Consider the following 23269-nt stretch of genomic DNA (forward strand, 5'->3'; position numbering starts at 1 on the left):
GTTTGGGCATGCAGATCGTGAGGTGGAACCTCACGCGTCCGCAGCCAATTCAATCAAATCTTCAATTTTCTTAATATTTGGATCGCCAGCCAAGTAACCGATACCGCGATGTAAGTGAAGGCGAAACTGGGTCGCAAGAGTTTCTTTATCTGTCCCAAAGCCATCGTTGTAACAGCGTTGCTTGAGAGCAAGTAACAGAATATCGGACATCTCGCCACCGAACACCGACCATGTCATTTCAACGTTGCTGTCAGCAGGTATGGGTACGGGTGATGGAGGGGTGGGTTCCGCAAGAGAACGACAAAAACCCCAACGACACAACACGTTCCAGTTTTCAATTTTGGTACTGCGTTTGAGTTTGATGAGTTGCTCTTTTGCTGTTTGTGAGAGTTTTATACGGTCAAGAGGAGGTTCCATGGGTAGATAGAGGCGTAGGGGGGGAACAAAAACACTGTGTTTGAGCTACATTATGCAGATTATTTCATGTATCGTGCAAACACTTCAGGATAAAGTACTTGACCGATCGTGTCTAGCTCCCTAACTTTTTAGAGGATGTCTGAAAAGTTTTTAGTGATGTATCAAAGTTTCGCAGATCGCCCATGTTTAAAGGTCTAAAAGAGAACACGTATAAAATTTAATACTTTAATTGGTCTCCTCAATGTTATCAATTACCAAAAATACCCCTCTTTAACCGTTGTTTGACGAGTCAAAGAATCATATTGCAGGAGGTATGTACGAGCGATCGCTTCATTTTCTTGCAAGACTTTAAATTCCTTTTCTGCAATTTCTGTATCGGTAGAAAGCAGAATCACCTGATGAGAAGCAGAGGGAAAGTAACGCTCAACTAAGTTAGTGCGGTGAGAGGAATCTAGCCTTCCCAAAGGAGTATCAATAGCTACAGGTAAGCGATGCCCGGAAACACGAGCTAGTCCCCAAAGGAATGCGATCGCTAAAAGTTGCTTCTCTCCTGCTGATAAACGATTTTTTGGAACCATCTTCCCCTGTAGATCGTACAAAGAGAGACCAAACGTAGCAGTATCAATAACTATACGGTGTACTAAATCTGATTTATGTAATAAGTAGCGAAAACACTCAGTCACTTCCGCTTCCAGTTTATTAAGTTTTTTCAGAGTCAAGCGTTCGCGAAAAAGCGAAAGTGTTTGTTGAACTTTAGCAGAAGCAGCAATGATATGCTCTTTACTCTTACGGTCAATATTTTGGTCTGTATATTTTTTTAAATCTTTTTTTGACTTTTCAATTGCGGCGTCTAATTCAACCAAATAACGTCTTTTAGCTTCATGTTCTACTTTGATTTGTGCAACTTGACTTTGTGCTTCTACGTGTGCATTGTGTAACTTTTGATATATCTCTGGAGAAGCAGCCGTTTGCAATTGTCTCTCTAGTTTTAGAAGCTCCTCTTCTTTTGTCTTGAGCAGCCCAAGTTGGTGTTGAGCAGAAGATTTTGCGGTTTCTAAAGAATAACTGATGATATGAGAGAGTTGAGCTAGCAATTTTTCATCAGCCAGTAACCATGCTTCTTCTCCATTGTTTGAAGCCAATTGCTTGCTTTCCTCTTCAATTAAAAATTTAATTTTATCAAATTGTTCTTCTGACAAATTTACTTGAGCAATCCTATTAATCAAACGTTCATTTCTTTCCAGTAAAACATTTCGGGCTATTTGTGTTTGTGAAGAGTGGATTTCACTTTCTCCTGTTTTCCGTACTTGAACGAGTAGAGGTTGAATTAACACCATTGGTAAGACATCAGCAGCCAATAGACACATAACTTGACGGACTTGTTCAATTTCTCCCGTCACTTGTGCTTGCTGTTTTTCTAGCTGACTGCGTTCTCCTGCAATTTTGCCACCTTCTGAAATAAATTTATCAAGACATACTCTCTGTTTTTCTTCAGATGCTTCTAACTGAGCTTTAATGCGGTTTAATTGTTCCTGAGTTACTTGTTTTTCTTCTGTTTGTTGTTGGAGTCTTTGTTCAATTTCTTCCAAATTTGCCAAGTCTTTTGTATCCGCTAGTTCCTTGCGTTTGCGGCTGACTAAAATTTCTAAATCTTCTGCCAAACGTTCTGCTAGCTCTAAACCTAAAAGCCCGCGAATCGCTTCAACAACATTTTGTGGAGGAACGTCCTGTTGTGCGAGTTCTTTTACCTGTTCGCCATCAAACAGAAATAGGTTAGAAATTCCTAAAGGAATCAAATTTTCAACATACTCATCCCATATAGTCACTAAGCTCGTGTCAAGCCATTCGTCATTTGTTCCAATATCCAAAATACCTAAATGGTCTTTCCCATCTTTGGGATTTTTTTCCCAAGTTCTGACAATACGGTATCTGACTGGCTTATCATTTTCAATATGTTCAAAAGCCAATTCAATTCTGGTTTTCTCTGTTGGAGGAGTGGAACTGCTGACACATTGCGTGAGAAAATCACTGTAACTTAGATTTCCCCGAGTAGAACATTGAGCGCGAGGTCCATACAGTGCAAGGCGAATAGCATCCATTAAAGTCGTTTTGCCACCACCATTCATTCCACCAAATAAGATAATGGGACAGGAACTATCATTTTTTCTAGGGTCAAGTTTGATAGTTTGACGACCGTAGTAAGGACCAAAGTTTTGTAGTACTAGTTCAAGGAAGATCACAGTAGTTTCTTAATATTTGAATCTCAGGCAAAAGTTGGTAATAGATCTGATAACGTAACATTACGGTTGAATTATATTGTCTTAACTCTCTGCTTTTTTGGCTTGAAACTTAACTTGTCGCCAACTTTGCGGTTTGTCCGATTCCACATTGTTTGTTATAGCAGCATCGCCCAATGTTAACTGCTTGATTTTTGCGACATCGCCTTCAACAACCGCCTCTTTCAAATCTCTTTTCAAATGAGCGTTCCTAACAGCTTCATCTTGGGAACGCGAACTTCTTTCAAAACATTTTTCTAGTGTGTCAAATATTCCTACTCGGCGAGTTCGTTTGCGATACTGACGTTCTGTATCCAAGAGATTTGCCATGAGTTCCAAGTGCATTGCATCCTCACCACAGATTTCTTCAAGCACAGCCCATTCATCACTACCCAACAAACTCATACCAGCACCGGGACGGGGATCTTGAAAAATTTCCCCCGTGACTTCCTGATAAATTTTGGGTAAGCTATCATCAAATTCGTGTCTTTCCTCCAGCCATATGCGTCGAATTTCACTGAGTTCTTCTATAGAAATCAAGGTGATATCACGCATATTTTCGGGTGCGGTGTGACGAATTTGCATTTGAACAGTTAGGAGTTGTCGGAGCCAGTCTTCTCTAGCTTCTTTAATGTAGGGACCGGGTATCGGCTCAACCGACACGTCTCCATCTGTATTGCGCTCGTAGAGTTGCACGTCACCATTTCTCCGCCGAAAATCTCGGCGATCGCGGTTTTCTTCAGCATCTAATTCCTTACGAAATTCAAGTAGAGGTTGCAACCACTCTTTCTCTTCGTCATTTTGAATCATTGCTGCGAGAGATTTATCTTGGCTGACGAGCGTGCAAACCCAGCATCCAAAACGAGAGCTACCACAACTGGGGGTGGATGTATCAACAACTAAAGGACATTCATTATCAGCGCTAGCACCTCTATACATGGCGAATAAGTCCTTGTTGCTGTAGCCCCATGGGTTTTCCCATTGCATCAGATACAACCAAACTTCATCGTTTCGCCAGTCTTCAATGGGGCTGTACACAAGGGAGTTGGGCAAATTCATATTAGGGCTGAGGCGATCGCGTACCCGCTTGGCTTCCCATTTTTTCATCCTCGCCGCACGATTTGTGCTTTCAGCTTTGCGAGTCCCCAAAACAACAATAGCTTCACCGTTGTTTCTGATAACGTCACGAATAAAACGGTTAGATGGATTGATTTTAAGACGTTCCGTACACCAGCGAAATTTTCCTTTTGGGGCTGGGTATCCTTTACCAATAAAACCTACCCAGAATGTTTCTTTAACATCTGGCTGTAGGAGATGCGGTTCTATTGGCATTTGTTGTTCGAGCGCTGCTAGTTTCATCTGCTCTAGGGAATGGCGTACCCATGCAGATACATAAGGATTTTCTACAAGCGTGTCTGTTGTAATAACGTGTATTGTTTTAGTGCGCTTGGAATGTGGGAGCCCGGCGATCGCATTCCACACTAACTGTAGAGTAGCAGTGCTGTCTTTACCTCCAGAATATCCCACGACCCAAGGAATTGCATCCAAGCAGTACAATTCTTGAATTTCGGTAGTTAGAGATTCAATATCTTCTACTAACTCTGCCACAGGTCGCTGAGTTTGACCTTTGTTTTCTGGCTGTTGCGTGGTGCTCATTTGCCTACCCTTGTTCAACTCCTGCTAGTTTCATTACAAAAGACGGAGGTTCAATCCATAAAGCCTGCTTTTGCAGGGTTGTTCCAGAACTTCCGCTTTCAATCGCCTACGCCTCTGCTGTTTAGAGGTTGTTTTTGTCAAGGAATTCCTATTCTTGCATAAATTAGCACAGATTAAGGTTTTTAAAAACTTTTTTTATAAAGACTCAATTTCTTGTAAATTTAACTTCGTCTCTAGTTTTAAGTTTAAAAAAACTCATATGGATAACACTCAAGACAACCGCAATACTAAAATTGTCAGTCAGTATGAAGCACAGAAAGACGAGCACCAACATTTACTCGTTTCTACACTTGATAAGTATCAAGAGGGAACTGACCAGATTCTAGTTCGGAAAACTGACATGGGGGGTACTCAGGCATATGTTAGCTCTGTGACTCTAGAATGGTTTGCAAGCCGGGTCAACTTTGCGTCTTACTTACCTTTGTTTCAAAAAAAGTATAACGCTCAAACTGATAACGTTGAGATCGACGCCGAAAGTATTGACGAGGTTCAACAACGTCCCTTGGACTGGTCGCGTCAAGCACCATTGGTGCAGTATTTGGCGACTCGAAAACACCACAAATTTCCACCAGTTCTAGTAGTCATTAGTAAATCGTGGGTAGACAACCCTGATGCACCCGAGTGGGACAGTGAAGGACGAGCCATAAAACCCACAACTGATTTCACGCCATTTGATAAAGATGGTAAATTCGGGTTGCTGAACGTTTCTCAGAAAGATGTCACTATTTATGCCTTAGATGGTCAACATCGATTGATGGGAGTACAAGGTTTAATAGAGTTGCTTCAATCTGGTAAACTGCGGAGATACAGAAAAGATAAAACTCCTTTCGATACCTTCATAACAGTTAACGATTTGTTAGAGCAATACCAAGTTGCACCCGATTATTTGGAAAAGTTACCTCAAGAAGAAATTGGCATAGAATTTATTTGTGCGGTTGCGGCTGGTGAAACCCGTGAAGAAGCAAGATTGCGCGTTAGGTCTGTCTTTGTTCATGTCAACCTCATGGCAGTTCCTTTAAGCAAAGGTCAGCTTGCACAATTGAATGAGGATGATGGTTTTTCTATTGTTGCTAGAAAAATTGCTGTAACCCATCCACTGTTAGAGCAGCGCGAGGGTAGGAACCCTCGAGTCAATTGGAATAGTGCAACAGTTGCGACTAAGTCCACTGTTTTGACAACCCTACAAGCACTTAAAGAAATGTCTGAAAGGTACTTGGGGCAAAAGTTTTTGCACTGGAAACCTTTGGACAAAGGTTTAATCCCCATGCGACCGGAGAATGAAGACCTTGAAGAAGGAATCAAGGATTTTCAAACACTGTTTGATTATTTAGCGAGTCTTCCGAGCTATAACATTCTCAAATATGAAGAGACACCAGCTTTACGACACTTCAGCTTTGAAAAGAATGGCGGTGAAGGAAATATACTTTTCCGTCCTGTTGGTCAAGTTGCCTTAGCTCAAGCTCTTGGTGTTTTAATATTTAAAATGGGATTTTCCTTGGAAGACGTATTTAAAAAGCTGCGTAAGTTCGATCGCGAAGGCGGGTTTAGTGGTATGGAGCATCCTAAATCCCTTTGGTATGGCGTTTTATACGATCCAAACAAGAAGCGAGTACAGGTTGCAGGACGGGATCTTGCAGCTAAGTTACTCATCTATATTTTAGGTGGTGTAGAAGATAGTGTTGAACGTGCTGAATTGCGTAGGGATTTGGCTAAAGCGAGAACGCTTGAAGATAAAACAATCGGTTTTGATGGTAAATTCGTTGAACCCAAGCAGCTAGGGCTTCCGACCGGAATATAGAATTCTCAGCAGAGTTATTAACTCAGAGATTAAAACAATTGCACCTTAGGCTTTGTGTTATTTCTTGTTCAGAAGCTATTAGGTAGCAATAGGTATTTATAGTTCGGTTTTTTAGAAAAAATTCAAAAACAGTTGTGTTTGATTGATTTTCTAAAAAATTTCTGAAAATTAGACATTTCAGCTTATAATTGCTTGCCAGTTATGAACTTATTCTCCTAAGAGCAGCTTCTTTACGTTATCTACGCTTAGGTATAGTTAATGGCTGACTTAAGGATAGATGCAAGCAGCTACACGCGACGTGGTAACAAGGTTATAAAAATTTGTTTTTAGTACCTGCAAGTAATATTGAGCTTGCAAAATTACGTAAGTCTATAGCTAAAGAAAGAATAGTGAAAATTTAAAACAAGTTTTTACAAAAATTTCATATAAACTAAACAATTAAAACTGACATCTACTTTGTCATTCGTTACATTGAGACAAGAGCAAATTTATTAATTAACTAATGACAATGTTGCTGACAGTTATACTTAAGCTTCCATTTTAAAGTTAATCCTTACATTTGCTTGCATCTGCCAAATTTTGTAGGATTTTTATGACTTATTTAAATGAAGAGAGTAACGATATTATTTCACCTCAAGATAAAGCGCAGATTAGTACATTGATTGAGCCACTTTTCTCGAAGCATCATCGCGATCGCTGTTACATAGGTCTCATTTTTGAGCAGGGAAAGCGGGAGATGTTACAAATTAATGTTCCAGCCAGCGATTTTTCCAGCCTTCTCCAAGCAAAACCATCAACTGGTAACGATCCTGATTCTGGTAAAAATCGTCCGGAAGTTCAAGGACATACAGAGGAAATTAAACAGTATATTCTTGACCGTGCTCGTAAAGGAAAATCTTGGATATTGGGAACACTGACAGCAAATGTCAATCCAAAAGATATAAAAGTGATTAAATTGTATCGAAATATGTGTTTGGTGATTGTTCGCCGTACAGTTAAGCTAGATATTACTGATGGACAACATAGAAAACGTGCAATTCATGAATTAATGGAAAGCTCTGAAAGCGAGTTAATTGCCGATAATGATTTTCCTATTACTTTAGTATTAGAAGGGGATTTTCGCCAGTGTCAAACAGATTTTCGAGATATGGCTCAAACTAGATCGTTAGATAAATCTTTATTGCTATCGTTTGGAGAGTATTCTGGTAGAGTTGGTATTACTAAAGAATTAATTGAGAGAGTCTCAATGTTTTCTGGTAAAACAGAAAAGGTTAAAGCAAATCCCTCAACTAAAAACAAGCTAATTTATACTATGAATTACATAGCGAGATTTGTTAGTTGTGTTTTTACTAATAACGCAGATAATGAACTACAAGATTATGATGTAATAGAGAAGTCTGAATCTTTAGTTGAATGCCTAAATCAGTTTTTTTCAGAATGCCATAATACAAAATATATTTCCGCCAAAAGCAATCATGAATTAACAGTTACTGATGTAGCAAATTTTAAAGAAAATTGTTTGCTAGGGGTGAGTGCTGGATTGGAAGTTTTAGGACGTTTACTATACTGGACTTACTCAGCTGAAAGCAATTATTTCGATGAAGAAAAAATTTCCCAACTAGCACAAATTAATTGGTCAAGAGACTACGATTTGTGGAGAAATAATATAGTAAGGATAGATCCCCAACCTAAAAATCCAAATAAACCATATAGAGTCATAACCAAACCATATAGAGTCATAACCACTGCAAATGCTGTAACTGATGCAGTGAAGATGGTAAAAAACAGGCTGGAATGGAGCTAGCTGATTCATTAAAAGCCGCTACTCAAGACAGGAATTTAGTTAAATTAAATTCCTCGTCGTCCTCTTCTTGTTCAAATCGTTCAGAACTAAGGAGCAATAAAATTCGCTCTAAATAATCTACAGTACCTCGAACTTCAGCTTGTAAAATCTCCAAGCCCCCATTAGCGTATTCCTCAAAAATACGCAGACGTTCGTTTTCAAACTTGTCCTCTTGAGAAGAAAGAATATTAATGTCTTGAGTTGCAGTCACTCCCAATAACTTAATGACTAGATCGTATCCTCTAGATACAAAAATTTCTTGTCCTATAGGAGCAGGTTCCCGTTTAGATATTTCCCCCAAAGCCACACGCCGTTTGTGCTTCGCACCCAAAGCCGCAGCAAAAGCGATCGCATCAGCATAAGTTTGGAAAGGACCCGTTGCGCCATCAGCCGAAGTTAAAGCTTTTACCAAATCAGCCTTATCCTTAGCAACTCTAACTTTCCCAGTTTCTGCCATATTACTTATATGTTAATTGTAATAATCTTAACCTACATCTAAGCAAAATGTTAGCAAACTCCATCCGCATTTGTCCGCGTTCATCTGCGGTTCCGACCAATATTTTTTAGAATTTGCAGAACGCTGTAAAGTTCTCTAGCAGACGTAAACAAAGTAAAAACTCGCGACAAACCATATTGAGAACTACCCTCTTGGCTCAACTTAACAAATAAAATATCATCCCCATTCGTCACCATGCCAAACACGGCTTTACTTGAATACGGGTTAGCCATCAAATAAGCCAGTGCTTGCGGTAAAGCTGACACAACCGAAAGTGCAGTTTTTTTAGACTCCACTACCAAGATCCAAAACTGATTTTGCAGCACTAAAACATCAATTCGTCCCCGCAGCACCTCTTCGCCATCATTCAGTACTAAATCCACAGACGGCTCAGCCTTAATCATAAAAGGAGGATCGTAAAATCCCGCCACCCCTAACAAAGGTGACATCACCAACAATAACACTGTCCCCTCTAACAAATCCCCTACAGTACGATGATACAAATATCTACGTCGCAATTCATCTAAAGCAGCTTTTTCAGTTTCTGTAATTTCAGGCAATCCCTCATACCACTCAGAAAAAAACTGCTCGTCCTCAATTCGCACCAAGCCAAACCGATTTTGGACATCAGCCAAACTGGTAATCGCTTCTGTTATTGCTGTGGTTTGTGTCATTCCTTATTACATTCCTGCCATACCTAGCCTACTTTCCAACTGCAAAAACTCACGCACCCGTGACAAATAATTAGGTGCATCTTCCAACATGGGAAAATGCGCCGTATCTCGAATAACGGTAAATTCAATATTTTCATTCAATGCTGCTGCTTGACGCCCCATTTCAGCCGGAATAATTTTGTCATACTCCCCAGCAATCAGGAGTGTCGGTACTGTTATCCTCGCAAACTCCTGTGGCATTGTTTCGGCTGCTGCTTTACTCACTGCTGTAAAAATAGTCCCCAATGCAGCATCATAATCAGCTACCAGAAAATCTTCCAAAAAAGCTTTGCGTTCTACAGCCGAGATAGGACGACGCAAAAACCGCGCCATAAACATCCTGTCAATAAATGGTATGTTCGCCAACCATTTAGGACGGAATTTCACAACATAACCACCAAATTTATGAAAAGCTGCAAAGGCTTTTTCGTCGTACTCAAAAATACCAGCACAAGTCAAAATTGCTCTTTGTGCTCTCTGCGGGTAGCGATTCAGAAACAACGTCACAATTGACGTTCCCGTAGAATGAGCAGTGATATACACTCTTTGAAGTCGCAAGGCGTCTAACAAAGCAGCTAAATCCTCAGCGTACTCCTCAAGCTCATAAGTTAACTCCTGAATAGCTTGAGATTCAGCTTCGGGCGATCGCGATTCAAAAGATTCAGCAACAGATTCACTTGCTTGAGCTATGGTTGGCTTCCCATAGGAGCGTCCAAAGCCACGCATATCATACAGCAAGCAATCGAATTGTTCTGATAAAACCCGTGCCGTACTCTCCCAATACCGAGCAGAACCAGCCCAACCATGGACAAAAACCATCACGGGTTTTTCTTGAACCTCTGATGGCTTTTTTATCCACTCGTAATAATGCTCAACGCCACGAATACTAATGTAAGACATTTTTGAATTATGAATTATGAATGATGAATTATGAAAGGTATTTCAAGTTTTGAATTATAGGTTAATGAATTTTGGAATGAAAAAAATTTTGAATTTTGAAACTAAATTTTACTATTTAGTCCTCATAATTCCTAATTTATCATTCCTTCTTCATCCTTCATAATTTTTTATTCATAATTCATCATTCATAATTCATCATTCTTTAAGCTGACTCTGGTTTTGGTATTGAAGATGGATGCACCAACAATTCTGCTGTCGATCGCTTCTCTACCATTTCTCGCGTTACCGTACAGCGAGTCACGTCTTTGCGGGAGGGTAACTCGTACATCACGTCCAACATCAGTTCTTCAACAATGCCTCGCAGCGCTCTTGCACCTGTTTTCCGCCGATATGCTTCCTGGGCAATTGCTCGCAAAGCTTCTTGTTTGAACTCTAACTGAACGTTGTCCATCTTCAGTAGTTTTTGGTATTGCTTCACCAAAGCGCTGCGGGGCTGGGTCAGAATCGCCATGAGTGCTTCCTCATCTAGCGGTTCTACCACTGCTACCATTGGAATTCTCCCGATGAATTCTGGAATCATGCCAAATTTCACCAGGTCATCTGGTTCTAGGTGACGCAGAGTGTCAGCCGTGCGCCTGTCTTTTGTCTGACCTTCGCCCGGTTGTACAAAACCTATTGACTTTTTACCAATTCTCTGTTCTACGACTTTTTCCAAACCAACAAACGCACCGCCGCAGATAAACAGGATATTGCTGGTATCAATCTGGATGCAGTCTTGATAGGGGTGCTTGCGCCCTCCTTGGGGTGGAACATTAGCGATCGTCCCCTCTAACATTTTCAGCAAAGCTTGCTGTACGCCTTCTCCAGAAACATCGCGAGTAATTGATGGGTTTTCGCTTTTACGAGCAATCTTATCGATTTCATCGATGTAAATAATGCCTCGCTGTGCTTCCTCAACATCTAAATCTGCCACCTGTAACAGTCGCAGCAAGATATTTTCCACATCTTCTCCCACGTACCCTGCTTCCGTTAAGGTAGTAGCATCAGCCACAGCAAAGGGGACATCAAGAATCTTGGCTAGAGTTTGTGCTAACAGAGTCTTTCCACATCCAGTAGGACCAATTAGCAAGATATTAGACTTTTGTAGCTCTACAGCATCGTCCAATGCTTTGCCACTGCCTTTAGCTTGAACGATGGATAACCGCTTGTAGTGATTGTAAACGGCAACTGAAAGAACTTTTTTGGCTTCTTCTTGACCAATAACGTGTTCGTCGAGGTACTTTTTAATCTCTCGCGGTTTTGGTATTTGATTGAACGAGAGACTTGAAGAGCGACGAGCACGTTTTTGAGGTGGTTCTGACCTGGGTGCTGGTTGAGACGACGCTGCCCCATTCGTGTCTAGTAACTCTTCATCCAGGATTTCATTACATAAGTCAACGCATTCATCGCAAATGTAGACTCCCGGTCCGGCGATTAACTTGCGAACCTGCTCCTGAGACTTACCACAAAATGAACACTTTAAATGGGAGTCGTACTTAGACATACCAGCCTCTTATTTCAGAACGGTGACGTTTTCCCCTGCGACGGGGAGATTTTGTCGTAGAATGACTTGATCGATCAAGCCATAATTTTTTGCCTCTTCTGCCGACATAAAAAAGTCGCGTTCAGTATCGGCTTCTACTCTTTCTAAGGGTTGACCAGTATGCTGGGCCAGTAACTGATTCAACTTAGATTTATGATAAAGAATTTCTCTGGCTTGTATTTCGATATCCACTGCTTGTCCCTGAGCACCTCCCAAGGGTTGGTGAATCATAATCCGGGAGTCAGGAAGAGACATCCGCTTGCCACGAGTTCCTGCGGTTAACAAAAATGCCCCCATGCTAGCAGCCAATCCAAAACAGATTGTCACCACATCGGGACGAATTTGCTGGATTGTATCATAAATTGCCATACCTGCTGTAACGGAACCACCGGGAGAATTGATGTACAGTTGAATGTCTTTTTCAGAATCTTCCGCGTCTAAGAACAATAACTGAGCAACAATCGAGTTAGAAACGACATCGTCAATGGGCGTTCCCAGAAAGATGATTCGATCGCGCAGCAAACGAGAGTATATATCAAAAGCTCGCTCTCCAACTCCGGATTGTTCTACAACCATCGGGACGATGTTGCTAGGACTATTTAAGGAGGAGTAAAGCTTGAAGTCACTCGAACTATTAAATTGGTAGTTTCCCGACTGAGATACAAGCATAGAAGAACTTTTGATGACAAGTGTAACAGTAATTTTTGCAGCCAAAGCTGCTACGAATCAAAAATTGAATTCGCGATATAACTATGTGTTAACCATTATGCCTCATATATATTGCTCCGTGTGAAACAGTATCAAATCAAGTGCGACCATTTACCAAAATTTTGATAAACGGTCACTGCTTAGCGATCGCTGCTCACTGGTCGCCGCTCACTGATTCTGCTTGGACTTCCACCGTTTGTTCTGAAGCTGGCTGTGTAAATTCTGCTTCAGTCACGGGAACCGTTTCGGCCAATTCCACTTCAGAATCCTCCTCTGTGACTGTTTCCGCGCTCAAAGACCCTTCTGGCACTAGTTCAACAGTTGACCGTTCTAGGAGCCAATCCATGATTTTTTCAGACAACAGTTCATTTTCCACGACTTCCTGAAGTCTCTCAGGATCGACATCGCGCTCTTTATACTGCTCTAGCAACTCTTCGACTCTAGCTTTCACCTCTTCTGGAGATACTTCGATAGATTCGCGCTTGCCGATTTCCTGTAAAGATAGCGATCGCTTGATACGTTCGACAGCTTCATCACGAGAACGTTCCCGCAACTGAGGAATGACGTCTTGGGTAAACAACTTTTTGATATCAATGCCTTGTTGAGAAAGACGGACTGCTGTTTGTGTCAGCATCGCATCCACTTCCTCTTGAATCATGGTTTCTGGCAAATCTACTTCTACGTGCTTCACCAATTCAGCCAACAGGGCTTCTTGCTTGTTTGACTTGGTTTTCTGCTCTGCTTCCTTTTGGAAACGTTCTTCTAAAGAATTGCGTAATTCCTCAAAAGTTTCAAAATCACTGACTTCTTGAGCAAAATCATCGTTCAATTCCGGCAGTTCTTTTTCCTTGAGTTCCTTAAGTGTAACCGTGAAAATAGCTGGTTTTCCTGCCAACTCCTCATTTGCATAAGGATCTGGAAACTGAGCCGTAATTTCTTTAGTTTCTCCAGGATTCATGCCTACCATTCCCGTTACGAAACCAGGAATAAATTTATCCTCTTGCAACTCCACCTGAAAATCAGTTGCTTCGCCACCCGGTATGGGTTGCGGTTCTGCAGACGGGTCCTCACCTTCGCCTTTGGCAATAACGCCCTTGAAATCAACAACAGCAATATCGCCGAGTTGGGCTGCTCTTCCTTCTACTGGAATTAGCGTTGCCATTTGTTGGCGTTCGCCATCTAAGACTTGCTCAACCCGGTCTGGGTCGTACTTGACTTCTTCTGCTTTTAATTGTAATCCCGTGTAATCGCTGACTTCTACCTCTGGTTGAACATCTACAGCCGCAGAAAATGTCAAAGGCTTACCGGGTTCGTAGTGACCTATCAACTCCTCAAACGAAGAGCGCAACTTTGGCTGACCGATCGCTTTCACTTCTGCTTGTTTAACAGCTTTTTCGATTCCATCTTGAATCAGTTCTTCTAGCGCTGCTGCCTTAATGCGAGTTACGCCCATGCGCTGTATTAATATTTGCCGAGGCACTTTGCCTTTACGAAACCCAGGAATATTTGCAGTACTCGCTAAGTTTTTAATGACCTGTTCGTAAGATTCCTTGGTCTTTTCCGGCGCAATTTCTATTTCCAGACCAACTTGACTGGCGGGAAGTTTTTCCTGGGTTACTTTCATCTTCGTCTCTACGTATGTCGCTATCTTTGTGTTTTCTTTTACTAAGTAAATTTTTGGGGAACCGCAAAAAATAGATTATCTCACAAGAAATGTGAAACATTTTTTCTTTGGAAGTTCCTTGGTTGCTGACACTTTATCTCAAATTAGTTTATCTATTAATCCTCCAAATAGTTTTTCCCAAAGAGGTGACACGTGATATCCTGGTTCTCAATCAGCAGTTTGCATGACCTGCGTTATACCGTAGGGTACAGCTGTCTAATGGGGCTGAGCGCAGTTCTTGCTTCGTTCGACACCTTGGGGGCTAGACAAGTTGACTGGCTTGCTGCTTGAAGTCCATCTGAATCATAGTACATCAATCATTCTGATAACGCACCTTGATAGAGATAAGACTTGTCATCAGGCTAAGGTGCAGACATATGCATTTTTGCACTAACTTGAGAACAGGTAGTATAATGTGTTTAATTTGGTTGAAAATTTAATGATTATTAATTGTTGTAAAATGCAGCAATCACAAGCATAACTAAGAAAGTAAATGTATTAAATTAAGAAATACGATCAATTGCTAAAAATAATAAAACTATCTATTAAAAGGTTGACAAGGCATTTGGTATGTGCCAGTGCCATCTAGATTCTGAACTTTTACAAGAACTCGCACATAAACACTATTTAGAGGAGGAAGCCAGTTTGTCTAAATCCTATCGCATAGCTATTTTGGGAGCGACCGGTGCTGTTGGTCAAGAGTTGCTAGATTTACTGTCCGAACGGAATTTCCCTGTTTCCGATCTCAAGCTATTGGCATCCGAGCGGAGTGCGGGTAAGAGGATATCGTTCAAAGGGGAAAGTTTATTAGTAGAGCCAGTCAGTGAAAAGGTCTTTGAGAACGTAGATTTAGTCCTTGCAAGCGCAGGAGGTTCCACCTCAAAAGCTTTGGCACCAAAAGCTGTGGCCTCTGGTGCTGTGGTTATAGACAATTCCAGTGCCTTTCGCATGAATCCGGAAGTTCCCCTAGTTGTTCCAGAGGTAAATCCAGAAAGCGCCGCAACCCATAAAGGCATAATCGCCAATCCCAACTGCACCACAATTTTGATGGCAGTGGCTGTTTGGCCATTGCACAAGATAAAACCCGTGCGCCGTATAGTAGCTGCAACATATCAATCAGCTAGTGGTGCGGGTGCTAGAGCTATGGAGGAAGTAAAAACTCAAACAAGCGACATCCTAGCAGGTAAACAACCTGTTGCTGAAGTGTTTCCCTACCCCTTAGCGTTTAATTTATTTCCCCACAACTCCCCATTGAATGATTCCGGGTACTGTGAGGAAGAAATGAAAATGGTTAATGAAACCCGTAAAATCTTTGGAGAAGAAAGTATAAGAATTACGGCAACTTGCGTGCGGGTTCCCGTACTCCGCGCTCACTCAGAAGCAATTAACCTAGAGTTTGAAGAACACTTTAGCCCAGAAAAAGCAAGAGAAATTCTGCAGCAAGCACCTGGTGTAAAGTTGGTGGAAAATTGGCAGGCAAACTATTTTCCAATGCCAATGGAAGCTACAGGTCAAGATGAAGTTTTAGTGGGAAGAATTCGTCAAGACATCTCACACCCCTCCGGTTTAGAACTATGGCTGTGTGGAGATCAAATCCGCAAGGGCGCAGCATTGAATGCCATACAAATTGCTGAATTGTTAGTTGAAAAAAGTTGGTTAAAGCCACAGGAATTGGTGGTTAGCGGTTAGTAGTTATTAGTTAGTGGTTAGTAGCTTAGGAACAACTAACCACTAACAATTCACAATGAACAACTAACAATTAACAAAAAATTAGGAGAAAACTGAGGGTGGTAGATTTTGGTAGAGTTCTAACCGCTATGATTACACCGTTACGTGAAGACGGTAGTGTAAATTACGATGTAGCAGCAGAACTAGCGGTGCATCTAGCTAGCAACGGAACCGATACAATAGTCGTGTGCGGTACAACTGGAGAATCCCCAACTTTAACTTGGGACGAGGAATACCAGTTGTTCTCTGTGGTGCTGCAAGCAGTGCAAGGAAAAGCTCTTGTTATAGCAGGGTGTGGATCGAATTCCACCAAAGAAGCAATTGCTGCTACCCAAAAGGCAGCTACAATAGGAGTACATGGCACGCTGCAAGTGGTTCCTTACTACAATAAGCCGCCGCAAGCAGGCCTGTATCAGCATTTTCAGGCGATCGCCCAGGCAACGCCAGAATTGCCGATATTGCTATACAACGTTCCCGGACGCACAGGTCAAAATCTTTTACCACCGACAGTGGCGCGTTTAGCGGAAATTGATAATATTGTAGGAATAAAAGAATCAAGTGGAAATTTAGACCAAGCGAGCGAGATTCGTCGGTTGACACCAAAAGATTTCCCGATCTATTCTGGCGATGATTATTTAACACTACCTTTGTTAGCAGTGGGGGCAAAGGGAGTGGTTAGCGTAGCTTCTCACCTTGTAGGGAACCAACTACAGCAAATGATTCAAGCTTTTGAAATAGGTCAGGTTCAGTCAGCTAGGGAAATACATCTCCAACTGTTTCCTTTATTTAAAGCTTTATTTGCAACTACCAATCCAATTCCAATTAAGAAAGCATTGAACCTTGTGGGTTGGAACGTGGGTTCAAGTCGTCTACCACTAACTGAGGCCGATCCAGAAGTCAGTCAAAAGTTAGAAACGGTTCTTCAGGAACTCAATCTCCTCAAAGCAACAACGAGTTAAACACGTGTGGGGTGTTTGCTAGTTAAGCTATGTGTTAAGAAAATGTGCGTGATTTTACCATATCGCAGAGCGAAAGTCTGTGTTAAGAATGAAGTGAATATAATTATGAATTCCAAGCTTTTCAAGCCCATTTAAATTAAGCAGTTTGGTGAGTCGTCAAAAATAAAGTTAACTAGCGAGGGTTATCATTTGTCATTGTTAATTTGAAACGGTTATAACAATTTTCCATGTCATCACATAATGACTTTTATTTGCATTCACTTACATATATTGTCCGTGTTTCTATTACAAGAAAACTTCTAAATCTTGTGTTTTGAACGACAGAGAAACAACGCTCTAAAATCTCAAATTTTTAACGAAGAACAACCAAGGGAGAAAATGGTAAAAAACGAAACTTCTGCTGCCCTAAAAATTATTCCATTGGGTGGCTTGCACGAAATTGGTAAAAATACCTGCGTTTTCGAGTACGAGGATGAAATTATCCTTTTAGATGCGGGATTAGCTTTCCCTACAGAAGCCATGCACGGGGTGAATATTGTCTTACCAGACATGACTTATATAAGGGAAAACCGTCACAAAATTAAGGGTATGATTGTTACCCACGGTCATGAAGATCATATTGGCGGTATAGCTTTTCATTTAAAACAATTTGAAATTCCTGTTATTTACGGTCCGAGATTAGCATTGGCGATGCTAGAGGGTAAGTTGGAAGAAGCAGGAGTCCGCGATCGCACGGAGTTGAAGACTGTTCAGCCTCGGGATGTCGTCAGAATTGGCAAACATTTCTTTGTTGAATTCATCCGCAATACCCACTCTATAGCTGATAGCTTTACCGTAGCCATTCATACCCCTCTCGGTGTAGTCATTCATACAGGAGATTTCAAATTTGACCATACTCCAGTAGATGGCGAACGTTTTGATATCCAAAGGCTAGCCGAACACGGAGAAAAAGGCGTCCTTTGTTTGATGAGTGATTCCACGAACTCAGAAGTTCCAGGATTCACCCCTTCAGAAGGTTCGGTATATCCAAATTTAGAAAGGGTTTTTACTCAAGCCACCGGACGGCTCTTTGTTACAACCTTTGCCTCGAGCGTGCATCGCATCAATATGATTTTGCATCTCGCACAAAAGTACAAACGCACGGTGACAGTGGTTGGGCGTTCCATGCTCAATTTAATTGCCCATGCCCGGAATTTAGGATATATCAAGTGCGAAGACAATCTACTACAACCGTTGCACGTAGTTCGCAATCTTCCCGATGAAAACGTACTCGTTCTGACAACAGGTTCTCAAGGTGAGCCAATGTCAGCCATGACGAGAATTGCCAAGCAAGAGCATCCCCACATCAAAATTCGGCAAGGGGATACAGTGGTATTTTCAGCCAATCCCATTCCCGGTAATACCATCGCAGTGGTAACTGTCATCGATCAATTAATGATGCAAGGGGCAAATGTGGTCTACGGTCGAGAAAAAGGCATTCACGTCTCAGGGCATGGATGTCAGGAAGACCAAAAGCTGATGATTGCTCTAACCAAGCCCAAATTCTTCTTACCAGTTCACGGGGAACACCGGATGCTGGTAAAACACAGCCAAACAGCCCAAAGCATGGGTATTCCTGCTGAAAACATGGTCATTATTCAAAATGGCAATGTTGTAGAATTGACAGAAGAATCTATTCGTGTCGCAGGTAAAGTACCAGCCGGATTGGAACTAGTAGATACATCCGGTATTGGCATGGTTAGCGACAAAGTCCTGCACGAACGGCAACGCATGGCAGAAGAAGGTATTGTCACAATTGCAACAGCAATAGATTGGACAGGGAAACTTATGGCGAAGCCAGAAATTCACCTGCGCGGTGTTGTGACTAGTTTTGAGCGATCGCTACTGCAAAAATGGGTGCAGCAGCGAATTGAAGAAATCCTGAACGTGCGTTGGTCTGAATTTTCCACCTCTTCTTATGGAAGCGATCAACTAGAAGTAGATTGGGTTGGATTGCAAGAGCATTTGGAAAAAGAACTCGCACGCTCCTTGAAAAGAGAACTGCATTGTCAACCAACAGTGACATTACTGATGCAAATTCCTGATGAACCTCCGGTAAAAGTTGCTGATGGTAGAAGACGCCGCACTCGCACGGCGGCTCAAGTCGCATCGTAAATTATCCCCTCATCTCAATGCGAGAGGGGGCTTTGCCCTCCCTCGATCTAGTTACTCTCGTTCCCAGGCTAAACATGGGAACGAGAGATTTGAGTTTAAGCAATCAGCAGAAAAGTCAGAAGTAAAGTTAAGACAGTTAGAGGTAATCCAAAGCGCAAATGCTCTAAAAAAGTCAGCTTGTAACCCAACTCAGCAGCTGCTTCCACAACAATTAAATTAGCGACCGATCCAAACAAAGTGAGATTTCCAGCCAAAGTCGATCCAGCCGCTAGCAACAGCCAAGACTGGGAATTGTCTTGAGGAATTAAAGGTTGGAGAAGCAATACCGCAGGAACATTAGAAATCAGGTTCGACAATACAGCCGTGACACTTAAAAGACCAATAGGAGAACCAGTTGCATGAGTGAACGGCTCAAGCAAATTCAACTTTTGCGTTACCCTTGAAAGAATAAACAGCCCAGAAAACATAACCAGAAGATTCCAATCGACTTGTTTGAGAATGCGCTGTGGTTTAATCCGCCGAGTGATAAGTAACAAACTCGCTGCAATCAGGGCAGATTCAGCAAGAGGTAAGCCCACAGCAAAAGCAATCAACAATCCAGTCGCGATCGTTAAAGTTTTTTGATACAAAGGTTTGTAAACACGTGCTTTACCATTCGGCAACGAGCTGCACGGTTGAGTCGATCGCACACTTGGGTATAGTAGCCACAACAACCCAACCTGAATTACCAAACCTATCAAAGCAACGGGAGTCAATGCCCTTGCAAAATCTAAATAACCGATCCCCGAAAAAGAACCGATGAGAATATTTTGGGGATTTCCACTCAAGGTAGCGACAGAACCAATATTAGTTGCGCCAGCGACTGCAAGCAAATAGGGAATTGGATTTAAATTTAAGCTCTTTGTAAGACTCAAGGTGAGTGGGGTAAAAACTAGGGCTAAGGTGTCATTGAGAAAAAAAGCAGACAGGACACCACTACCAAAAGTCAAGACAGTTATTAAGCCGAATGGACTGCGAGTAAAACTAAGCAATACCAGCAGGGATCGCGGAAAAAAGCCAGCAAAAGATAAATTGGCATTAACAACCATCATGCTGAGCAGAAACACAATAGTTTTGGCATCAATTGCATCCCAAGCTTCCTGCAACTTGAGAACACCCAGCGCAATCAGAAATGCCGAACCTACTAGGGCGATTGTGGCGCGGTTCATGCGTAAACCGGGGAAAAAACCAATTGCTAACCCCAAGTAAGTCAGTCCTAAGACACCGTAAATTGCAAATTGAAGCAAAAGCATAGGGGTTAGGGACACGGAGGACAAGGAAGAACTCTCAATTCCCAGTTTCTTACTCCCTCTTGTACGCAGTTTGCGATCGCTATATACTTTTTTATTAAAACTTTACTTTTCTTGACAAACTTATATTTTTTCTTTAAATATAGCTGTACCGTTTGTGAGGTAAAAACAATGTAAAATTTACGTAGTTTGGCTAGAAGCTAATAATCAACCTCCAACTGCTATTTACCAGTATTTTTACTTAAGAAAAAGGCTGGTTAAGGAATGAAACATAAAGTTTTGTAAAAGTTTGATTTAGCTATACCCAACGGCAGATGACTTCATTAGAATTTAATCGTTGTGTCAAGTTATAAACAAGATGCTAGTACCACACTTCCGATCAAAAGGAAATTGTTGTTAACTTGACTTAATATAAAACAGGCTTTGATGCTAGTAGCTACTCAATCATCAGGTTGTACAGATTGTCAAATTGCATCTCAAGTCAGGACAAGATTTTTCCGGGACGAGTCATGACAATGTTGTAGATTTTCAGCAGGCAGTTAAAGACCCTCAATCAAAGAGAGGATTGCAAAATGAAGGTATACCATAATACCCCAAAAAGAATTTTTGTTGCAAGCTGGGTATCGTTAAATCCAGCACCAGAAAACGAAACTAAAGCGGTTGGACTACGCGGTTCATCTCCCAAGCCTCACTTTGATATTCTCAAACCGTTAAGGCAGTGGTTGGATAATTTTCAAGTACAAAATCGCGAGATAGCGCACCGCTTGTGCAAATCTATCCCATCTCAATGCCCCTTTGAGCGAGACATCAACCTATTTGGAAAAACCCTATTTCGCATTCCGCCATTGTGCAAGCTCAACCCTTTGTATAACGAGGTGGTCAGCTTGCGTTTTCGCGCATTGTGTTATTTGGCTGACGAATGCGGCGAAGATGTAACGCAATATTGCTAATGGCTAATGGCTAATGGCTAATGGCTAATGGCTAATGGAAGACTGACCAATAACCAATAACCACTAACAATTACCATTAATCGCTTTTTGACCACTTTTTAATGGCTTCCTGAGCCTGTTTGTAGGCACCTGTCCCTTCTGGTACTAGCACGGCAGTGTCAATAGCTGACTTAAATTCTCCTCGGTTAGCACGCCTTTGAGCAAGATCGAAAATTTTTTCGCTCCAAGTGTCAATAGATTTCTTAGCAACATCAAAGCCTGGTTGACCTTGTGGCACTTTCTTGGCAACCTCGATCGCACGATTGTATGTAGAAGCCTGTCCGGGTCGAACTAAGCCGCTAGCAGCATCGACGAGAGTTGTGTTACTCACATACTGCTTTGCCATTAGTCGCCACTGTCTCATCTGGAATTGTGCCTTGGAGTATATTGATTCCTCTTTTGTAATTAATTGCGCCGCAGCGATCGCATCTGAATAACGCTTTTCTTTTGCACGATTTTCCGCTAACTCCAAAATTATCCGGCTCCAAACTTCAACATTGGTTTGAGCTTGTTGGTAAAGAGGATCGCTTGGTGGAATTTCACGAGCTTTTGTAATTGCCAAACGTAAATTGCTTGCTTGCTTGGGAGTCAGCGACATCTTCTCCAAGTCCGCTAGGGCTTGTTTTCGCTTTTGAGACTCGTTGGAACTAGAAGTTGGTTGGACCGTTGGTTGAGAAGTAATTTGGACCGTTGGTTTGGGACTCACTATAGGATCTGAGGGCGTTGACGCTGTTACTGGAACTGTAGGAGCGTTTGGTGAACCCCCAACAGCATTGCGATCGCCTATTGAGCGGCTCCCTTGGGGAGCATTACCATTCGTGTCAGTTTTTGAAGACACGGGCAAAAGCCTCCCCAATCTCAATCCCACTCGTTCGTGGAGAACAGCCACTGCGATGATACATAAAAGTAGCATCGTAGCCACACTGCCAAAGAGAAGTTTTGGCAGAAAAGAGTTTGTTGATTTTTTGGAAGAAGTGGAGTAAGTGCTTGGGGGAGTGGAAGCGGGGGGAGACAAGGAAGGAGGGCTAGACAAGGGAGAGGGGGTAGACAAGGGAGAGGGGGTAGACAAGGGAGGAGGGCTAGACAACGAAGAGGGGGTAGACAAGGGAGAGGGGGTAGACAAGGGAGAAATTGCTGCTACCCTGTCTCCCCTGTCTCCCCTGTCCCTCTTGTCCCCTTCTCCCCTTGTCTCCACTTCCTCCCCAATAGAAGGAGCAACTAGTACAAGTGGTGTAAATTCCGAGCGAGCAAAAGCTGAGGCGCTTTTTTTGTCGATTTTTTCATCGAATTGGGGCAAGATAATTTGCCCTTGTGAGGTAGGGACAACAATCGGATTTTGTGTAGGACGCCAGTGATGCTGACACAATTCTGGTGTACGAACACTGAGGTAGTTTTCTAAATTCGTTAAACTGCTGCCATGACCGAAACGCAGAGCTTCCAAAAGCGTTGCTGTAAAAAATCCATGACCTAATTCGCTGCTTTCATAAGAAAATTCTTCTAGTTGGCAAGAAAGAATCGTAGAAATTTGTAATTCTTTGGCTAACTCTACTAATTCTTGACCAACAAAAGCATCTGCTTGAGAGCCAGTAGCACGGTTAATATCAAGCAGGATAAACGCATTCAGTGCAGCAACTTGCAAGCTTTGCATGATAGAGCGCACGTCTATACCTGTTTCCTCAATGCTATTGGGGTTTCCATCCATCGGCATTAAGTAATCTTGTCCTTTAGCGTTTGTGCCATAACCACTAAAGAAAAACCACACTCGGTCTTGAGGTTGAAAGTCTGTTGCTACCAAATCTTCAAACAACAGCAGAATATTTTCCTTAGTAGGAAGTGTCGGTCTATCTCTAAAAGGTGGTGAAGTATCTGTCATTAACAGACACTGTTGCGGTAAAAAACCACCGTATGTCACTAAAAAATCTTTGACAGCCTCAGCATCTGCTTGAGCATAACCCAAGGGTTGGTAGAAATGATATTGATTGATGCCAATGGCGATCGCCCAATTGTTTGCCATCGTGCTTTTAGTTTAGTTATTGTT

The 23269-nt window shown here is 42.0% G+C and carries 17 protein-coding genes; 6 read left to right on the forward strand and 11 right to left on the reverse strand.

Going from position 1 to position 23269, the window contains the following annotated elements; genetic code table 11:
- Positions 1-30: 30 nt before the first annotated feature.
- The 3 genes from dndE to dndC all read right to left on the reverse strand — a co-directional run bounded on the left by dndE (position 31) and on the right by dndC (position 4349).
- On the reverse strand, positions 31-417 hold the full coding sequence (gene dndE, locus HC643_RS18085) for a DNA sulfur modification protein DndE (RefSeq protein WP_038086281.1): 387 nt from the start codon (positions 415-417) through the stop codon (positions 31-33).
- 251 nt (positions 418-668) lie between these two features.
- On the reverse strand, positions 669-2657 hold the full coding sequence (dndD, locus tag HC643_RS18090; protein WP_038086280.1) for a DNA sulfur modification protein DndD: 1989 nt from the start codon (positions 2655-2657) through the stop codon (positions 669-671).
- 81 nt (positions 2658-2738) lie between these two features.
- Positions 2739-4349, reverse strand: a complete 1611-nt coding sequence (gene dndC, locus HC643_RS18095; protein WP_038086278.1) for a DNA phosphorothioation system sulfurtransferase DndC — start codon at positions 4347-4349, stop codon at positions 2739-2741.
- 259 nt (positions 4350-4608) lie between these two features.
- Between dndC and HC643_RS18100 the strand changes: the two genes are divergently transcribed.
- Positions 4609-6207, forward strand: coding sequence for a DGQHR domain-containing protein (locus HC643_RS18100; protein WP_038086301.1), 1599 nt, complete (start codon positions 4609-4611; stop codon positions 6205-6207).
- A gap of 592 nt (positions 6208-6799) precedes the next feature.
- Positions 6800-8011, forward strand: coding sequence for a DNA sulfur modification protein DndB (locus HC643_RS18105; RefSeq protein ID WP_038086276.1), 1212 nt, complete (start codon positions 6800-6802; stop codon positions 8009-8011).
- Between the two features lie 22 nt (positions 8012-8033).
- On the opposite strand, the gene HC643_RS18110 is transcribed toward HC643_RS18105, so the two are convergent.
- The 6 genes from HC643_RS18110 to tig form a co-directional block, all read right to left on the reverse strand.
- Positions 8034-8507 carry a DNA phosphorothioation-associated protein 4 gene (locus HC643_RS18110; RefSeq protein WP_038086274.1) on the reverse strand — a complete coding sequence of 158 codons (474 nt, stop codon included), beginning with the start codon at positions 8505-8507 and terminating at the stop codon, positions 8034-8036.
- Between the two features lie 80 nt (positions 8508-8587).
- Positions 8588-9220 (reverse strand): type I restriction endonuclease, encoded by a 633-nt coding sequence (locus HC643_RS18115; protein WP_038086272.1) that lies wholly within the window; start codon positions 9218-9220, stop codon positions 8588-8590.
- Between the two features lie 6 nt (positions 9221-9226).
- Positions 9227-10159, reverse strand: coding sequence for an alpha/beta fold hydrolase (locus tag HC643_RS18120; protein ID WP_050045931.1), 933 nt, complete (start codon positions 10157-10159; stop codon positions 9227-9229).
- Positions 10160-10361: 202 nt separating this feature from the next.
- Complete coding sequence (clpX, locus tag HC643_RS18125) at positions 10362-11702, reverse strand: ATP-dependent protease ATP-binding subunit ClpX (protein WP_038086270.1); 1341 nt, start codon at positions 11700-11702, stop codon at positions 10362-10364.
- A 9-nt stretch (positions 11703-11711) separates the two neighbouring features.
- Complete coding sequence (gene clpP / locus HC643_RS18130) at positions 11712-12410, reverse strand: ATP-dependent Clp endopeptidase proteolytic subunit ClpP (protein WP_038086269.1); 699 nt, start codon at positions 12408-12410, stop codon at positions 11712-11714.
- A 193-nt stretch (positions 12411-12603) separates the two neighbouring features.
- Entirely contained in the window at positions 12604-14073 is a 1470-nt protein-coding gene (tig, locus tag HC643_RS18135) for a trigger factor (protein ID WP_038086267.1), read from the reverse strand.
- 684 nt (positions 14074-14757) lie between these two features.
- Here tig and HC643_RS18140 point away from each other — a divergent pair.
- The 3 genes from HC643_RS18140 to HC643_RS18150 all read left to right on the forward strand — a co-directional run bounded on the left by HC643_RS18140 (position 14758) and on the right by HC643_RS18150 (position 18953).
- Positions 14758-15801: an aspartate-semialdehyde dehydrogenase gene (locus tag HC643_RS18140; protein ID WP_038086299.1), complete on the forward strand. Its 1044-nt coding sequence runs from the start codon at positions 14758-14760 to the stop codon at positions 15799-15801.
- A 98-nt stretch (positions 15802-15899) separates the two neighbouring features.
- Positions 15900-16799, forward strand: a complete 900-nt coding sequence (gene dapA / locus HC643_RS18145; RefSeq protein WP_038086265.1) for a 4-hydroxy-tetrahydrodipicolinate synthase — start codon at positions 15900-15902, stop codon at positions 16797-16799.
- A 378-nt stretch (positions 16800-17177) separates the two neighbouring features.
- Positions 17178-18953 carry a ribonuclease J gene (locus HC643_RS18150; RefSeq protein WP_038086263.1) on the forward strand — a complete coding sequence of 592 codons (1776 nt, stop codon included), beginning with the start codon at positions 17178-17180 and terminating at the stop codon, positions 18951-18953.
- A gap of 95 nt (positions 18954-19048) precedes the next feature.
- Here the strand turns inward: HC643_RS18150 and HC643_RS18155 are convergent, their stop codons facing one another.
- Positions 19049-20245 carry an anion transporter gene (locus HC643_RS18155; protein ID WP_038086261.1) on the reverse strand — a complete coding sequence of 399 codons (1197 nt, stop codon included), beginning with the start codon at positions 20243-20245 and terminating at the stop codon, positions 19049-19051.
- Positions 20246-20814: 569 nt separating this feature from the next.
- On the opposite strand from HC643_RS18155, the gene HC643_RS18160 reads away from it, so the two are divergent.
- Positions 20815-21192 (forward strand): Mo-dependent nitrogenase C-terminal domain-containing protein, encoded by a 378-nt coding sequence (locus HC643_RS18160; protein WP_038086259.1) that lies wholly within the window; start codon positions 20815-20817, stop codon positions 21190-21192.
- 76 nt (positions 21193-21268) lie between these two features.
- Here the strand turns inward: HC643_RS18160 and HC643_RS18165 are convergent, their stop codons facing one another.
- The gene (locus tag HC643_RS18165; RefSeq protein ID WP_167844705.1) at positions 21269-23245 is read right to left on the reverse strand and encodes a caspase family protein; all 1977 of its coding nucleotides are present in this window, start codon (positions 23243-23245) and stop codon (positions 21269-21271) included.
- Between the last annotated feature and the right edge of the window lie 24 nt (positions 23246-23269).

Origin of the sequence: Tolypothrix bouteillei VB521301 (assembly GCF_000760695.4) — a bacterium.
GTDB classification, from domain to species: Bacteria; Cyanobacteriota; Cyanobacteriia; order Cyanobacteriales; family Nostocaceae; genus Scytonema; species Scytonema bouteillei_A.

What these genes read in the sequence shown, in the direction of transcription:
- HC643_RS18160 (WP_038086259.1), top strand. Translation starts at nt 20,815, where the DNA reads ATGAAGGTATACCATAATACCCCAAAAAGAATTTTTGTTGCAAGCTGG.
- dndC (WP_038086278.1), bottom strand. Translation starts at nt 4,349, where the DNA reads ATGAGCACCACGCAACAGCCAGAAAACAAAGGTCAAACTCAGCGACCT.
- dndE (WP_038086281.1), bottom strand. Translation starts at nt 417, where the DNA reads ATGGAACCTCCTCTTGACCGTATAAAACTCTCACAAACAGCAAAAGAG.
- HC643_RS18100 (WP_038086301.1), top strand. Translation starts at nt 4,609, where the DNA reads ATGGATAACACTCAAGACAACCGCAATACTAAAATTGTCAGTCAGTAT.
- HC643_RS18120 (WP_050045931.1), bottom strand. Translation starts at nt 10,159, where the DNA reads ATGTCTTACATTAGTATTCGTGGCGTTGAGCATTATTACGAGTGGATA.
- clpX (WP_038086270.1), bottom strand. Translation starts at nt 11,702, where the DNA reads ATGTCTAAGTACGACTCCCATTTAAAGTGTTCATTTTGTGGTAAGTCT.
- clpP (WP_038086269.1), bottom strand. Translation starts at nt 12,410, where the DNA reads ATGCTTGTATCTCAGTCGGGAAACTACCAATTTAATAGTTCGAGTGAC.
- HC643_RS18105 (WP_038086276.1), top strand. Translation starts at nt 6,800, where the DNA reads ATGACTTATTTAAATGAAGAGAGTAACGATATTATTTCACCTCAAGAT.
- HC643_RS18165 (WP_167844705.1), bottom strand. Translation starts at nt 23,245, where the DNA reads ATGGCAAACAATTGGGCGATCGCCATTGGCATCAATCAATATCATTTC.
- HC643_RS18150 (WP_038086263.1), top strand. Translation starts at nt 17,178, where the DNA reads ATGGTAAAAAACGAAACTTCTGCTGCCCTAAAAATTATTCCATTGGGT.
- HC643_RS18110 (WP_038086274.1), bottom strand. Translation starts at nt 8,507, where the DNA reads ATGGCAGAAACTGGGAAAGTTAGAGTTGCTAAGGATAAGGCTGATTTG.
- tig (WP_038086267.1), bottom strand. Translation starts at nt 14,073, where the DNA reads ATGAAAGTAACCCAGGAAAAACTTCCCGCCAGTCAAGTTGGTCTGGAA.
- HC643_RS18115 (WP_038086272.1), bottom strand. Translation starts at nt 9,220, where the DNA reads ATGACACAAACCACAGCAATAACAGAAGCGATTACCAGTTTGGCTGAT.
- HC643_RS18155 (WP_038086261.1), bottom strand. Translation starts at nt 20,245, where the DNA reads ATGCTTTTGCTTCAATTTGCAATTTACGGTGTCTTAGGACTGACTTAC.